Origin of the sequence: Streptomyces sp. MA5143a (assembly GCF_900290235.1) — a bacterium.
Classification (GTDB): domain Bacteria; phylum Actinomycetota; class Actinomycetes; order Streptomycetales; family Streptomycetaceae; genus Streptomyces.
In genome coordinates this window covers 93,730-108,642 of the sequence record NZ_OLMK01000006.1, presented here as the reverse complement: position 1 = coordinate 108,642, position 14,913 = coordinate 93,730, and the positions used below count along the sequence as shown (strand labels likewise).

11 protein-coding genes are annotated in these 14,913 nt (G+C 73.4%); 5 read left to right on the top strand and 6 right to left on the bottom strand.

Annotated features, from left to right (window positions below; all coding sequences use genetic code 11):
* Positions 1 to 183: 183 nt before the first annotated feature.
* Entirely contained in the window at positions 184 to 1,047 is an 864-nt protein-coding gene (locus tag SMA5143A_RS01700) for a phosphotransferase enzyme family protein (RefSeq protein ID WP_107461023.1), read from the top strand.
* Between the two features lie 57 nt (positions 1,048 to 1,104).
* Here SMA5143A_RS01700 and SMA5143A_RS01695 read toward each other — a convergent pair whose 3' ends face one another.
* The 3 genes from SMA5143A_RS01695 to SMA5143A_RS01685 all read right to left on the bottom strand — a co-directional run bounded on the left by SMA5143A_RS01695 (position 1,105) and on the right by SMA5143A_RS01685 (position 3,873).
* A complete protein-coding gene (locus SMA5143A_RS01695) occupies positions 1,105 to 1,572 on the bottom strand; it encodes a GNAT family N-acetyltransferase (protein ID WP_107461022.1) in 468 nt (155 codons plus the stop codon).
* Positions 1,573 to 1,695: 123 nt separating this feature from the next.
* Positions 1,696 to 2,421, bottom strand: a complete 726-nt coding sequence (locus SMA5143A_RS01690) for a 3'-5' exonuclease (RefSeq protein ID WP_107461021.1) — start codon at positions 2,419 to 2,421, stop codon at positions 1,696 to 1,698.
* 204 nt (positions 2,422 to 2,625) lie between these two features.
* Positions 2,626 to 3,873 carry an SAV2148 family HEPN domain-containing protein gene (locus SMA5143A_RS01685; RefSeq protein WP_107461020.1) on the bottom strand — a complete coding sequence of 416 codons (1,248 nt, stop codon included), beginning with the start codon at positions 3,871 to 3,873 and terminating at the stop codon, positions 2,626 to 2,628.
* A gap of 299 nt (positions 3,874 to 4,172) precedes the next feature.
* On the opposite strand from SMA5143A_RS01685, the gene glgX reads away from it, so the two are divergent.
* The 3 genes from glgX to SMA5143A_RS01670 all read left to right on the top strand — a co-directional run bounded on the left by glgX (position 4,173) and on the right by SMA5143A_RS01670 (position 10,196).
* Entirely contained in the window at positions 4,173 to 6,347 is a 2,175-nt protein-coding gene (gene glgX, locus SMA5143A_RS01680; RefSeq protein ID WP_107461019.1) for a glycogen debranching protein GlgX, read from the top strand.
* 70 nt (positions 6,348 to 6,417) lie between these two features.
* A complete protein-coding gene (gene treY, locus SMA5143A_RS01675; RefSeq protein ID WP_107461018.1) occupies positions 6,418 to 8,751 on the top strand; it encodes a malto-oligosyltrehalose synthase in 2,334 nt (777 codons plus the stop codon).
* 167 nt (positions 8,752 to 8,918) lie between these two features.
* The gene (locus SMA5143A_RS01670) at positions 8,919 to 10,196 is read left to right on the top strand and encodes a M14 family zinc carboxypeptidase (protein ID WP_107461017.1); all 1,278 of its coding nucleotides are present in this window, start codon (positions 8,919 to 8,921) and stop codon (positions 10,194 to 10,196) included.
* Between the two features lie 18 nt (positions 10,197 to 10,214).
* Here SMA5143A_RS01670 and SMA5143A_RS01665 read toward each other — a convergent pair whose 3' ends face one another.
* The 3 genes from SMA5143A_RS01665 to SMA5143A_RS01655 form a co-directional block, all read right to left on the bottom strand.
* Complete coding sequence (locus tag SMA5143A_RS01665) at positions 10,215 to 10,622, bottom strand: SSI family serine proteinase inhibitor (RefSeq protein ID WP_107461016.1); 408 nt, start codon at positions 10,620 to 10,622, stop codon at positions 10,215 to 10,217.
* The gene (locus tag SMA5143A_RS01660) at positions 10,619 to 12,013 is read right to left on the bottom strand and encodes a M14 family zinc carboxypeptidase (RefSeq protein WP_107461032.1); all 1,395 of its coding nucleotides are present in this window, start codon (positions 12,011 to 12,013) and stop codon (positions 10,619 to 10,621) included. Before SMA5143A_RS01660 ends, SMA5143A_RS01665 begins: the two co-directional genes overlap by 4 nt.
* Positions 12,014 to 12,165: 152 nt before the next feature.
* Entirely contained in the window at positions 12,166 to 12,717 is a 552-nt protein-coding gene (locus tag SMA5143A_RS01655; protein WP_107461015.1) for a DUF1707 and FHA domain-containing protein, read from the bottom strand.
* Positions 12,718 to 12,932: 215 nt separating this feature from the next.
* Between SMA5143A_RS01655 and treZ the strand changes: the two genes are divergently transcribed.
* Positions 12,933 to 14,678 (top strand): malto-oligosyltrehalose trehalohydrolase, encoded by a 1,746-nt coding sequence (treZ, locus tag SMA5143A_RS01650; protein WP_107461014.1) that lies wholly within the window; start codon positions 12,933 to 12,935, stop codon positions 14,676 to 14,678.
* The last annotated feature ends 235 nt before the right edge of the window (positions 14,679 to 14,913 follow it).

Below are 14,913 nucleotides of genomic sequence, written 5' to 3'. Positions count from 1 at the left end.
GACGCTTCGGCGTCGCGGTCGCCACGGTCATGTCCGTCAGGGCTGAGGGCATGACAGGCCGTCAAGACACCGCGCACACGGTCCGACCTGTGCGAATGCGAGACTGACCCGGCAATGGCGTGAACCCGACCTCCCGCGGGGGAGCGTCGGCCGTACGGGCGGGGCCGGACACGGAGGCGACGGATGGACGAGGCACGGGCACGGGACGTACTGGTGGCGTCGGGCGTACTGCCCGGCGCGGCCCGGGACGCGCGGCTGCTCGCGCTGGGCGAGAACGCGGTGTTCGCCGCCGGTGACCTGGTGGTCAAGGTGGGCCGCGACGCCGAGCTCCTCGACCGGGCCCGGCGTGAGCTGCGGATCGCGGCCTGGCTCGCCGGGGCGGGTGTCCCGGCGGTGCGGGCGGCCGAGGCCGAGGCGCTGCTCGTGGAGGGGCACCCGGTGACGGTGTGGCACCGGCTGCCCGACCCCGTACGGCCCGCGGGCGCCCGTGATGTGGCCGAACTGCTGCGGTTGGTCCACTCGCTGCCCTCCCCCGAGGTCGACCTTCCGCGCCGGGAACTGCTGGGCGGGGTCGAGCGCTGGCTGCGTCTCGCGGGCGACGCCGTCGACCCGGCCGACGCCGCGTATCTGCGGGAGCGCCGCGACGGCTTCGCGGCGGCCGCGGCAGCCCTCGTCCCCCATCTGCCGCCGGGGCCCATCCACGGCGACGCCCTGCCCCGCAACGTCCATGTCGGGCCCGACGGCCCGCTCCTGGTCGACCTGGAGACCTTCTCCGGCGATCTGCGCGAGCACGACCTCGTCGTCATGGCGCTGTCCCACGACCGCTACGGGCTGCCGACCGAGGAGTACGACGCCTTCACCGACGCCTACGGCTGGGACGTGCGCGCGTGGGAGGGCTGTTCCGTGCTGCGCGGTGCCCGGGAGACGGCCAGCTGTGCCTGGGTGGCCCAGCACGCGCCGAGCAACCCCAAGGCGCTGGCGGAGTTCGAACGCCGGGTCGCCTCCCTGCGCGACGGGGACGAGACCGTGCGCTGGTATCCCTTCTGACCGCGGGTCTGACCGCGGGTCTGACCACGGGTCTGACCACGGGTCTGACCGCGGGACTCAGGTCAGGGTGAGGGTCACTTCGTCGATCTCGGCCGCTCTCGCCAGGGCGAAGCCCCGGTCGTGTCCGGTGACGGCGAAGCCGCACTTCTCCAGGACCCGGATCGAGCCGGTGTTGTCGGCGGCCGCGTGGGCGTACAGCGGCCGCTCCGGGACGAGGTCCACCAAAGCGGTCAGCGCGGCGGTGGCCATGCCCCGGCCCCAGTGGGCGCGGTCGATCCAGTAGGTGACCTCGCGTTCGTCCGGCGGGCCGAAGACCGCGATCTGGCCGACCACCTCGCCGTCGGCCAGGATCGTTCGCTGCACGATGCCGGTGTCGGCGCGGATCCGCGCCCAATGGGCGTCGAACTCGGCCCGGTCGTAGTGGTACTTGCCGGTGAAGGCGGCGGCGTACTGCGCGTCCGGGTCGGACTGGTGCGCCCAGAAGTGGGGCACGTCGCTGTCATGTGTCTGGCGCAGAGAGATCACCGGCTGCTCGCTCTCCAGGTCGGTCCGTGGTCGATCGGTGCGTCGATCGGTGCGTCGATCGGTGGTGCGTCCGTGTGTCGATCCGTGGTGCGTCCGTGATCGGTCCGTCGGGAGGGAGCGTTCCTAGCGGACCGTCTCGTCCGCCGGCTCGCGCAGGGGCCAGGTCGCGTCCACCACCGCGTCCGCGTTGCCCTTGCGGCGGAGGAAGTCCTGGAAGTCGGCCGCCCATGCGGCATACCACTCGATCTGACGGCGGTGCAGCTCGGCGGGGCCGAGGGCGGCCACCTTGGGGTGGCGGCCGGCTATCGCCCGGGCGAGCCGGGCGGCGGCCAGGGCGTCCGCGGAGGCGTCGTGCGCGGCGTCGAGGGGGACGCCGTACTCGGCACAGACCGCTTCGAGGTTGCGTTTGCCCCGGCGGTAGCGGTCCACGGAGCGGTCGATGGTGTACGGGTCGATGACGGGGGCGGGGTCCTGGCCGCCCAGGCGGTCCCGCAGGGACGGCAGCCCGTGGCGGCGCAACTCCGCGGAGAGCAGGGTGAGGTCGAAGGCCGCGTTGTACGCCACGACCGGGACGCCGGTCTTCCAGTAGGAGACGAGGACGTCGGCGATGGCGTCGGCGACCTGGTCGGCGGGTCTGCCCTCGGCCGTCGCACGGGCGTTGGTGATGCCGTGCACCGCCACCGCCTCCTCCGGGATCTCGATGCCCGGGTCGGCGAGCCACTCCCGGTGGCCGACCGGCTCCCCGTCCTTGACCTCGATCACCGCCCCGGTGACGATGCGCGCCTCGCGCGGGTCCGTCCCGGTGGTCTCCAGGTCGAAGCCGATCAGCAGTTGCCGGTGCCAACCCATGCTGGCCCCCCTTCTTGGTGGTGCTTTCCCCCAGTGGTCACCACCATCGCATGCGCCACTGACAATCCGAGGACCGCGTTCCGCCTACCGCCACCCGGCAGCCGCTCCGGGAGCCGACGCGGGAGCCGACGCGGGAGCCGACGCAGGCCGCTGCGGTGCCGCCGCGAGGGCCGGTACAGGGCCCGTCCGGGGGCGCGGCACGGGTCAGGACACCGGGCGCGAGTCGGCCCAGGCCACTTCGAACTCCTCGCGATACGTATCGAAAAGCCCGACTTCGCCGTTCTCATCCGCCTTGAGCACCCGGTTGCCGCCGCGCAGCACCAGCACCGGCGCCTCCATGCCGCGGGTACGGCGCAGATAGGTCTGGACGACGGCGACGCCGTCCGAACCGTCGCCGTCCACGAGGTAGGCGGTGAAGCGGGGCGTCTCGTCGAAGACCTGGATCTCGAAGGCCCCGGGGTCGCGCAGCCGGGAGCGGACCCGGCGCATGTGCAGGATGTTCATCTCGACGGCCCGGCTGAGTTCGCCCCGCTTTATACCGAGTTCCCGCTCCCGGCGCTTGACCGCGCTGGAGGCCGGGTTGAGGAACAGCAGCCTGACCCGGCATCCGGACTCGGCGAGCCGGACCAGCCGCCGCCCGGAGAAGTTCTGCACCAGCAGATTGAGGCCTATGCCGATGGCGTCGAGGCGGCGGGCGCCACCGAAGAGGTCCTCGGCGGGGAACTGCCGCAGCAGCCGCACCCGGTCGGGGTGGACGGCGACGACGTCGGCGTACCGGTCGCCGATCAGGTCCTCCACCGCGTCGACGGGCAGCCGGCGCGCCGAGGGGACGTCACTGCCCGCGCCGAGTATCTCCAGCAGCTTCGCCGAGGCCCGCTCGGCCTGGGCGAGCACGGCCTCGGACAGGGCCCGGTTGCGGGAGACGACGTTGCGGGTGACCTCCAGCTCGTCGAGGGCCAGTTCCACGTCGCGCCGCTCGTCGACGTACGGCTCGAAGCAGGGCCAGTGCTGGACCATCAGCTCGCGCAGCTGGGGCAGCGTGAGGAAGCTGAGGACGTTGTCGTCGGCCGGGTCCAGCAGATAGCCCTTGCGGCGGCTGACCTCGCGGACCGCGACGGCGCGCTGCACCCACTCCTGTCCGGCGGGGCCCGCGGCGGCCACGACCCAGTCGTCGCCGTGCACCGGTTCGTAGATGGGGCGCAGCACGGCGGCCACGACGGCGCGCAGCCGCTGTTCGACGAGGTTCAGCCAGATGTAGGCGCGGCCGGCCCGCTGGGCGCGGGTACGCACCTCGAGCCAGGCCTCGGCGTTCCAGTCCAGTTCCGGGCCGATGGATCCCGTCTCCATCGGCCGTGCCAGGGACACCGCGCCGGGCGGGACATCTGTGGAGTTCCCCTCGTGACCCGTGTCGCCCGCGTCACCAGGAGGCAGCTCCAGCCCTCCCGAGCCCACCCACGCACCGCCTTCCGCTCCCCCGAGCTCACCCCTACTCAACGATCAAGGAAGGGTACTCCGGGAGCGGGGGGCGGTGCAGCCGGATGGACAGGTCGTTTCTCAACCACCGCATGTCGTACGACGGTTCCGTTTCGTGGGCGGGCCGGGAGCGAGCCGACGGAGATTCTCGCCCCGAGGAGGGGTGACGCACGGCGTCGCGGCAAGAAAGACATATGCCGTCGATGGTTCCCCACTTTGGGGGAGACTCCCATCGACAGTCGCCCCGGCGGCGCGCGACAACGGGAAGAGTCGTATCCATGCAGGTCTGGCCTGGACAGGCGTATCCGCTCGGTGCCACATACGACGGCGCCGGCACCAACTTCGCGGTCTTCTCGGAGGCCGCGGACCGAGTCGAGCTGTGTCTGCTGCACGACGACGGCTCCGAGACGGCGGTGGAACTGCGCGAGACGGACGCGTTCGTGCGGCACGCGTATCTGCCGGGCGTGATGCCCGGGCAACGGTACGGGTTCCGTGTGCACGGCCCGTACGCACCGGAGCGGGGGCTGCGCTGCAACTCCGCGAAGCTGCTCCTCGACCCGTACGCGCGTGCGATCAGCGGCTCCATCGGCTGGGGCGAGGAGGTGTACGGCTACCACTTCGGAGCGCCCGAGCGGCGCAACGACCTGGACTCCGCCCCGCACATGATGACGTCGGTCGTGGTCAACCCCTACTTCGACTGGGGCGACGACCGGCGGCCCCGCACCGAGTACCACCACACGGTGATCTACGAGGCGCACGTCAAGGGACTGACCATGCGGCACCCGGGGCTCCCCGAGGAACTGCGCGGTACGTACGCGGCGCTCGCCCACCCGGCGGTCATCGAGCACCTGACCGAGCTGGGTGTGACGGCGCTGGAGATGATGCCCGTCCACCAGTTCGTGAACGACCACCGGCTGGTCGACATGGGCCTCAACAACTACTGGGGCTACAACACGATCGGCTTCTTCGCCCCGCACAACGCGTACGCCTCCTGGGGCGACCGGGGGCAGCAGGTGCTGGAGTTCAAGTCGGCGGTGCGCGCGCTGCACGAGGCGGGGATCGAGGTGATCCTCGACGTGGTCTACAACCACACGGCCGAGGGCAACCACCTTGGTCCGACGTTGTCGTTCCGGGGCCTCGACAATCCGTCGTACTACCGGCTGACGGACGACCCCCGCTACTACATGGACACGACGGGGACCGGGAACTCGCTGCTGATGCGGTCCCCGCACGTCCTCCAGCTGATCATGGACTCGCTGCGGTACTGGGTCACCGAGATGCATGTGGACGGGTTCCGCTTCGACCTGGCCGCCACGCTGGCCCGGCAGTTCCACGAGGTGGACCGGCTGTCGTCGTTCTTCGACCTGGTCCAGCAGGACCCGGTGGTCTCCCAGGTGAAGCTGATCGCCGAGCCCTGGGACGTCGGCGAGGGCGGCTACCAGGTGGGGAACTTCCCGCCGCTGTGGACCGAGTGGAACGGCAAGTACCGGGACACCGTGCGAGACCTGTGGCGCGGTGAGCCGCGCACCCTCGCCGAGTTCGCGTCGCGGCTGACCGGCTCGTCCGACCTGTACCAGGACGACGGGCGGCGCCCGCTGGCCTCCATCAACTTCGTGACCTGTCACGACGGCTTCACGATGCGGGACCTGGTCTCCTACAACGAGAAGCACAACGACGCGAACGGCGAGGACAACCGGGACGGCGAGAGCCACAACCGGTCGTGGAACTGCGGCGCCGAGGGCGAGACCGACGATCCCGAGGTGCTCGCGCTGCGGGTCCGCCAGATGCGGAACTTCATCGCCACGCTGATGCTGTCTCAGGGCGTGCCGATGCTCAGCCACGGCGACGAGTTCGGCCGTACGCAGCGGGGCAACAACAACGCGTACTGCCAGGACAACGAGCTGTCCTGGGTGCCCTGGCCGTCCGCCGGCGGCGGCGGAGGCGACAGCGCCGGTGGCGGCGGCGAGGGCGAGAGGGGCGACGGGAGCGCCGACGCCTTCGCCGATCTGCCGGCCTTCACCCGCGCGATGGTCTGGCTGCGGAAGGACCACCCCGTCTTCCGGCGGCGGCGGTTCTTCCACGGGCGGGCCGTGGAGGGCACGCACGACGAGCTGTCGGACATCGCCTGGTTCACCCCGGAGGGCCGGGAGATGACCCAGCGGGACTGGGACTCGGCCCGCGCGGGGGCGCTGACCGTGTTCCTCAACGGCAACGCGATCTCCGAGCCGGGCGCGCGCGGGGAGCGGATCACCGACGACTCGTTCCTGCTGATGGTGAACGCCTCGGCCGAGCCGCTGGAGTTCGTGGTGCCCGTCAACCACGGGCGGCAGTGGCAGGTGGTCGTGGACACGGGGCGGGACGACGCGGTTCCCGAGGACGGGCCGAAGGTGGGCGCCGGGGAGCGGGTGACGCTGGTGGACCGGAGTCTCGCGGTGCTGCGCCGGCCGGCGTAGCCGCGGGAAAACCATGTCTCCTCGCGTGTCAGGGTGCTCCGATCCGCCAGGGGCGGGTACGTAGGTCCCTATGACGTCTGTCGTGCCTTCGGCCACTTACCGGCTTCAGCTCCAGCCCGCGTTCCCGTTCGCCGCCGCGGCGGACGCCGTGCCGTACGTCGCCTCGCTCGGCGTGTCGCATCTGCATCTGTCCCCGGTACTGGAGGCGGTACCGGGGTCGGCGCACGGGTACGACGTCGTCGATCACGGGCGGGTGCGCGGCGAGCTGGGGGGTGAGGCGGGCCTCCGGGAGCTGGCGCGGGTCGCCCGGGAGCACGGGCTGGGGCTGGTCGTGGACATCGTGCCGAACCACATGGCGATGGCACCCCGGCACAACCGGCCGCTGTGGGAGGTGCTGCGGGAGGGGCCGGGGTCGCCGTACGCGCGGTGGTTCGACATCGACTGGGAGGCGCGGGGCGGGCAGGTGCTGCTGCCGGTGCTCGGGGGGCCGCTGGGCGAGGAGATCGACCAGTTCGTCGTCGACGGGCAGGAGCTGCGCTACTACGACCACGTCCTGCCCCTGCGTGAGGGCACCGAGAAGCTGCCGCTGCCGCGGCTGCTGGACGCCCAGTGGTACCGGCCGGTGTGGTGGCGGCTGGCCCGTACGGAGCTGAACTACCGGCGGTTCTTCAGCATCTCGGAGCTGATCGGGGTGCGTGTGGAGGAGCCGGAGGTGTTCGACGCGACCCACGCGAAGATCCTGGAGCTGCTGCACGACGGTGTCGTCGACGGGCTGCGGGTCGACCACCCCGACGGGCTCGCCGACCCCGACGCCTATCTGCGGCGGCTGCACGAGGCCACCGGCGGCCGGTGGACCGTCGTCGAGAAGATCCTCGGCGACGGCGAGGCCCTGCCGGCGGCCTGGCCCGTCGCCGGGACCACCGGCTACGACGCGCTGCGGCACGTCGACGGGCTGTTCACCGACCCGGGGGGCGCGGGCGAGCTGCTGGACCGGTACCGGCGGTTCACGGCCGCCGAGCCCGACCGGGGCGGCGACTGGGCGGCGACCGCGCGGCGCGCCGCGTACGAGGTGCTCACCCACGAACTGGCGGCGGAGGTGGACCGGCTCACCCGGGTGGCGCACGGGCTGTGCGAGCGCTCCCCGGAGCTGGTGCTGCGCGACCGCGCGCCGTGGGCGCTGCGCACCGCGCTGTGCGAGCTGCTCGTGCGGATGGAGGTCTATCGGCCGTACGCCTGCGAGAACGCCTCCCTGGTCGTCACGGAGGAGGCCGCCGCCGAGGCGCGGGCGGCGTTCGTGGTGCCCGAGGAGGCGCGGGCGGTCGACGTGGTACGGGATCTGGTGCTGGGGCGGTTCGGGGACGGGCCGGAGCAGGTGGAGTTCCGGTCGCGGTTCGCGCAGACGTCGTCGGCGTTGCGGGCCAAGTCGGTGGAGGACACGGCGTTCTACCGCCATGTGCCGCTGCTGTCCGCGAACGAGGTGGGCGGGAATCCGGGGAGCCCCGCCGTCTCCCCGGAGGACTTCCACGCCTACTGCGCGCGCGTGCAGCGGGACTGGCCGGTCACCGGCACCGTGCTGTCGACGCACGACACCAAGCGCAGCGCCGATGTCCGGGCGGCGGTCGCGGTGCTCGGCGAATGCCCCGGGCGGTGGGCCGACACGCTGGCGGAGGTGACGCGGGACGGGGCCGGGGCGCCGGACGCACAGCTGGCGTGGGCCGCGTGGCAGACCGCGTTCGGGCTCGGGCCCGCCGACGCGGAGCGCCTGGAGGGGGCACTGCTCAAGCATGTGCGGGAGGCCGGGCTGCACACCTCCTGGACCGAGCAGAACCCGGCGTACGAACGGGCGGTCGCCGAGTTCGTGGCGCGGGGGCCGGGGGCGGACACGGAGGTCACCGGGCGCCTGCGCACCGAACTGGAGCCGTACATTCGCGCGAACGCCCTCGGTGCGGCCCTGGTGCAGCTGACCATGCCGGGGGTACCGGACGTCTACCAGGGCACGGAGGGCGAGTACCGGGCGCTGGTGGACCCGGACAACCGGGCGCCGTTCGCGGCGCGGGGCGGGGACTCGGACAAGCACCGGGTCACCGTGGCCGCGCTGCGGCTGCGGCGACGGCGACCGGAGGTGTTCGGTGACGCGGCGACCTACACGCCGCTCGCGGCGGCCGGGCCGGCGGCCGGGCACTGCGTGGCGTTCGCGCGGTCCGGCGCGGTGGTCACGGCGGTCACCCGGCTGTCGCTGCGGCTCGCCGGGGCCGGCGGCTGGGCGGACACCCGGCTGGCCCTTCCGGCCGGCCGGTGGTACGACATCCTCGGCGGGGAACGGGAGTTCGTGGGGGAGGTACCGGTGGCGGACCTGTTCGAGAGGCTGCCGGTGGCGCTGCTGGAGCGGGTCGACGGGGACTAGTCGGCGCGGAGTGGTCGGCGCGGAGTGGTCGGCGCGGATTGGTCGGCGCAGAGTAGCGGCGAGATCCGCACCGGTCGCCGTGAATGCCTCCGGGCGCCCCTGGGAGCCGCCCCGTGCGCCGACGGACACTGCATGCATCCTCGCGCTCGATCAGGTCGGACGCGGGGATGTGGACACAGGTGGACTGGACGGGGGTGGGTCTGCTGTTGGAGCCCGGTTATCCCACGGTGGCGGAGCTGGAGTCGCGCGCGCAGGAGCTGACGGTTCGCCGGCCGAGCCTGTGCGCCCTCAGAAGAATCGGTCTCTCGCGGGCCGGGCGGCCGCTGCGGCTGCTGTCCGTCGGTCATGCGAGACGTGCCGTCCTGGTCGTCGCGGGCGCCCACGCGAACGAGCCGACGGGCGGTTCGACGGTGCTGGCGCTCGCCGAGCGCGTGGCGCGGGACCGGGAGTTGCGGACCGGGGTCTCCTGGCACTTCGTGCTGTGCGCGGACCCGGACGGGGCGAGCCTGTACACGGCCCCGGCACCGCGCACCCTCCTCGACTACCACCTGGGATTCTTCCGGCCGGCCGCGCCGGAGCAGCCGGAGTGGTCGCCCGCGGTGCTGCCGCCGGACCGGCTGCCGCCCGAGACCCGGGCGCTACTGACGGTGCTCGACGAGCTGCGGCCCTACCTCCAGGTGACCCTGCACGGCACGGATCTCGGCGGCAGCTGGGTGCAGTTGACGAAGAACGTGCCGGGGCTGGCCGAGCCGTTCGCCAAGTCGGCGGCGGAGCTCGGCATACCGGTGGAGACGAGCGCCTCCGACGCGGCGGGCTGGTCCGCCTCGGGCCCCGGGGTGTTCGTGATGCCGGGCCCCGGACACGCGGCGTTCCCGAGCCTGCCCGACGACGCGCGGCACAGCACCTGGTACCACGCCCACCGGTACGGCGGGCTCACCGCGATCGTCGAGGTCCCGATGTGGGCGAGCGACCTGGTGGACGACACCGCCCCGCACCCGGCCCCGACGGCGGCGCTGCGGCAGCTGTCCCGGCGGCTGCTCGACGAGGCGGGCGAGGTGGAGCGGATCCTCGACGAGGCGCTGCCCCGGCTGCCGGGCCCCGAGGGGCCTCTTCTGCGGGCCGCCCGGTGGGCGCTGGCGCTGGTGCCGGGGCTGGCCCGCGACTGGGTGGCGGGGCCGCCGCCCGATGTGTCGCGGGCGTATGTGGGCAGCGTGGACGCCTTCGGGCGCCGGCTGCCGCTGCGGGCGGCGGCGATGCTGCGGCGGGTGCTGGTGGACGCCGGGGATCCGGGGGCGCCGCTGCTGGAGCAGCTCGTCGGCGAGTGGAGCGACTCGTTCGCCGACCGGTTCCGGGCGCGGTGGGTGCCGGTGCGCGACCAGGTGGAGCACCAGATGCGGACGGTGCTGGCGGCGGCTTCCCACGCCCGGGGTGACGACGGTCCCTGAGCACCCTGCGCGGTGCGGTCAGCTCGGCAGGGCGAACACCGAGCCCGTGCGGGCCGCCATCACGCAGCGGTTGGCGAAGGTGTGCCCGTAGGCGACGGGCCGGCCGTCCCACACGCCGCGCGCGGTGACCCGGACGGGGGCGTAGACCTGTACGCACATGCCGTTCTTCAGGGGGATGCGGCCGACGTCGCCGCCCGCCCTGTTCAGTTCCGCGCAGGCCTGGGCGGCGCGGGCGTGGCCCTGCGGCGGGTCGCACAGCAGCAGCGCGCCGCGGGTGTCGCCGGAGCGGGCGTCGCCACGGGTGACGGTGACGTAGAGCCAGTTGCCCGGGAGGGGGGCCTCGGCGGGCGCGGCGGCGCCGAGGGTGAGCAGGGCGAGGGCCGCGAGCAGGCCGCCGCGGACGGTGTGGAGGGTGGTGTGCGTCATTCCCGGTGCATCGGCACGGCGGGCTCGGAACTCCATTCCGGCTCACCCGAACGGGACTCGGCGTGCGGTTCACCGCGGGAGGGAGCGCCACGCTCCCGGCGGGCGGCCAGCTCGAACGCGGCGAGGACGACACGGGTCTGGTACTCCGTCTGGCGGGCCACCGGGATCCAGCGCGCCCCGTAGCGGTCGCGGTAGTCGGCACACCACTCGTCGAGGAGCCGGTTCAGCTCGGGCAGCGCGCCCGCCGGGTCGTGTCCGGCGCGGGTCACCAGCTGGTGCAGCAGCCCGGCGGTGCGCAGGGCGACCCGGCGGCCGGAGATGGCGAGGGTGGTGAGCCGGGCGGTGTCGAGCGGGGGCAGGGGGCGGGCGGTGCCGTCGTGGACGTCGGGGTCCCAGGCGTCGGCGAGGCCGGGTCCGACCAGTACGTAGTCGTCGACGGGGGCGAGGAGCCGGGCGGCGTCCGGGCCGCGGCTCACCGAGGGGCGGACGCGGGCGAGGATGCCCTCCAGGAGCCGGGTGTCGCGGCGCAGCGCCCGGCTGACGGTGCGCAGGACCGCGTGGGCGTCGGGTGAGGGCGAGCCGTCCTCCACGGCGGCCACACCCCACATGGGGGCTTCGACGACCGCGGTGAGGGTGCCGTAGCGGTGCGGGTGGTACCAGGTGGACTCGACGGCGGCCTCGGTGATCGCGGCGGCCAGGTCGCCGCGGCGCGGGGGCGGGATGCGGTACACGGCGGGGCCGAGGCGCGGCCAGTACAGGGTGTCGTACGGGCTCAGCTCGCGGGGCACGGCGAGGCGGCCGGCGATCCGGGCGACGCACTCGGCGAGGCCGGGCAGGTCGCGGGTGAGTTCGACGAAGCCGCCGCCGACGTCGACGCCGTGCAGGGAGCACTGGAAGAAGGGGCGCAGCTCGTCCTGGAGGGCGAGCAGGGCGCGGGTCTCGGGCAGGGCGGCGGCGGCCGCTCCGTCGGGCAGCCATTCGGGCTGCTCCAGGAAGCCGGGGCGGAAGAAGTGCCGGAAGTAGTGGCCGAGGGTGTAGGGGCCGGACAGCCAGTCCTCGTTGCGTCGGGAGCCGTCGGGGTCGAGGCAGAGCAGCAGGTTCCAGGTGGTGTCGACGTCCTCGGTGAACCGGGGGTCGGCCAGGGCGCGTTCGGCTATCCGCAGGACCGTGGCGCCGCCGACGGGTTCGTTGGGGTGCGGGCCGGCGACGACGAGGGCCTGGCGGGTGCCCCGGCCGACGGACAGCAGCCACATCGGTGTGCCCGCCCGTGAGGTGCCCACGCGGCGCAGTCGGGCGCGGTGCGGATGTCGGGTGACGAGGGTCGCGGCACGGGCGGACAGCTCGTCCACGGTCGGGTAGCGGAGGAGTGGCGGCAGGGCACACCTCCCCAGAGTGCGACGCCGTCGGTTCACCTGCTGTGCATGGTGTACGCACAGTCAGTCATGGCCGAGAACGTACGTCAACACCCCGGAACACAAGGCATGTTCGGAAACTCGCTGCGTAAATCCCAGGCCAGAGCTTTGCGGTGGCTCGGCCGGCGGGGTCACTCGGAGGAGAGGCGGAAGGTCATGCGGCCGAAACCGACCTGGTCCCCGTCACGGACGACGGCCGCTCCGATGACCCGACGTCCGTTGACGGTGGTGCCGTTGGTGGAGCCGAGGTCGCGCAGGATCCACATGCCGCCCTGCCGGGTCAGCTCGGCGTGCACCCGGGAGACCGTCTCGTGGCTGAGCCGCAGCCCGTTGGCGGGGTCGCGGCCGATGCGCAGGGCGTGGCCGCTCGCGGGGTGCGGCAGCTGGAGCTTGGGCAGCCGCTCGGCCTGCCAGGCCCGGCGGAGCTTCACCCCGAAGCCGGAGACCGCCCCGACGGTGCCGAGGACCAGCCGGGACCAGCGGCTCTCGACGGGCAGGTCGGCGGTGAGCGCGGCCAGCTCGTCGGAGCGGCGGGCGGTGAGCGCCAGCTCCATGCGCCGGATGAACGTGTCATGGGAGAGGCGGCCGAGGGCGACGCCGTCACGGAGCACCCTCAACGCGTGGTCGCGCTCGGCGTCCGACAGCCGCGCGGGGTAGGTGTTGAACTCGAAAGACGACGTCACGCGTGTGATTGTCGGTCAGTGAAGCCGGGGTGTCCAGAAAACCGGTAAACGGTGACGATCCTCGGACATGGCGAGCGAGAGTGCGACGCGCGGGGCAAACACGCCGATCCGAGGGCGCCTTGATCTCGTTTGTCGCACGATGGACGGGAAGGCTCCATGACGACTCCTGACCGTCCCCCGACCATCACGACCGGCAGCCGAGGGAGAACCGTTCCGTGCAGTTCGAGGTGTGGGCACCGCAAGCCGACCGGATGACGCTCCACTGTGAGGGCGCCACGCACGCGATGGAGCGCGATCCCGGGCGCCCGGGCTGGTGGACGGCCGACGCGGAGGCGACGGACGGCACGCGCTACGGGTTCGCCGTCGACGACGGGCCGGTCCGGCCCGACCCGCGCTCGCGCCGTCAGCCCGACGGCCCGGACGGACCGAGCGCGGTCGTGGACCACGGGCGGTACGCGTGGCGGGTGCCGTGGGAGGGGCGCGGACTGCCGGGTGCGGTGCTGTACGAGCTGCACGTGGGCACGTACACGCCCGAGGGCACGCTGGACGCGGCCGCCGAGCGGCTCGGGCATCTCGCGGAACTGGGCGTCACCCACGTCGAGTTGATGCCGCTGTGCCCGTTCCCGGGGACGCACGGCTGGGGGTACGAGGGGGTCTCGCTGTGGGCCGTGCACGAGCCGTACGGCGGTCCCGAGGCCCTCAAACGGTTCGTGGACGCGGCGCACGGGCTGGGCCTCGGGGTCGTGCTCGACGTGGTCCACAACCACCTGGGCCCGTCCGGCAACTACCTGCCCGTCTTCGGCCCGTACTTCACCGAGCGGCACCACACGCCCTGGGGTGCCGCGGTCAACCTGGACGCGCCCGGCTCGGACGAGGTGCGGGCCTACTTCCTCGGCAGCGCGCTGGCGTGGCTGCGGGACTACCGGCTCGACGGGCTGCGCCTGGACGCGGTGCACGCGTTGCGCGACACGCGCGCGTGCCACTTCCTGGAGGAGCTGTCGACGGCCGTGGACGCGTTCGGCGCCGAGGTGGGGCGGCCGTTGTTCCTGATCGCCGAGTCCGATCTGAACGACCCTCGGCTCGTCACCCCGCGCGCGGAGGGCGGCACCGGGCTGCACGCGCAGTGGAACGACGACTTCCACCACACGCTGCACACGACCCTGACCGGCGAATCGCAGGGCTACTACGCGGACTTCGCGCGGGCGGGGCTCGCCGGACTGGCGAAGACCCTCACCGGCGGGTACTTCCACGACGGCACGTACTCGTCGTTCCGTGGCCGGTCCCACGGCCGGCCCCTGGACCGTACGCGGGTCTCCGCGCACCGGCTGCTCGGCTACACCCAGACCCACGACCAGGTCGGCAACCGGGCCCAGGGCGACCGGCTGTCGGCGACGCTCTCCCCCGGTCTGCTGGCGTGCGCGGCGGCGCTGACGCTCACGGGGCCGTTCACGCCGATGCTGTTCATGGGCGAGGAGTGGGCGGCGGGCACGCCCTGGCAGTTCTTCACCGACCACACCGATCCGGAGCTGGCCGAGGCGGTACGGCGGGGGCGGCGCCGGGAGTTCGCGGAGCACGGCTGGGCGGAGGAGGACGTGCCGGACCCGCAGGACCCGGCGACGCGTGACCGCTCGTGCCTGGACTGGTCCGAGCCGTCGGTCGAGCCCCACGCGCGGATGCTGGCCTGGTACCGCGACCTGATCGCCCTGCGCCGCTCCCACCCCGACCTCTCCGACCCGGACCTGTCCGACGTCAAGGTCGCGTACGACGAGGACGCCCGCTGGTTCGGCTTCCGCCGCGGCGACGTCCGGGTGGCCCTGAACCTCGGCAAGGAGCCGGCGGCCATCCCCCTGGGCACGGCGCAGGCCCGGATCCTGGCCGCGTGGGACCCGGTGAACCCCCCGGGCCCGGACGGCCTCCTGACCCTGCCGGCCGAGTCCTGCGTGGTACTGACGGTGCCGTGACGCTGCCGCGGACGGCCGGGGGCGGGGGCTGCTCGACGGGTCGACGCCCTACGCCGGGCCTGCACGGCGGGGGCCGGCGCGCGGCGGGCGGCTGCGGGTCCGTCGGGGCCGGTCGCGCAGTTCCCCGCGCCCCTGGAAAGCGACCGGGGCTGCGCCCCGTGCTCTTCGACGGCGACACCTGCTGACGCCTCGCCGCAGGCCGCACCCTTTCGGGGGGAGGGCGGGCGGCAGGCCC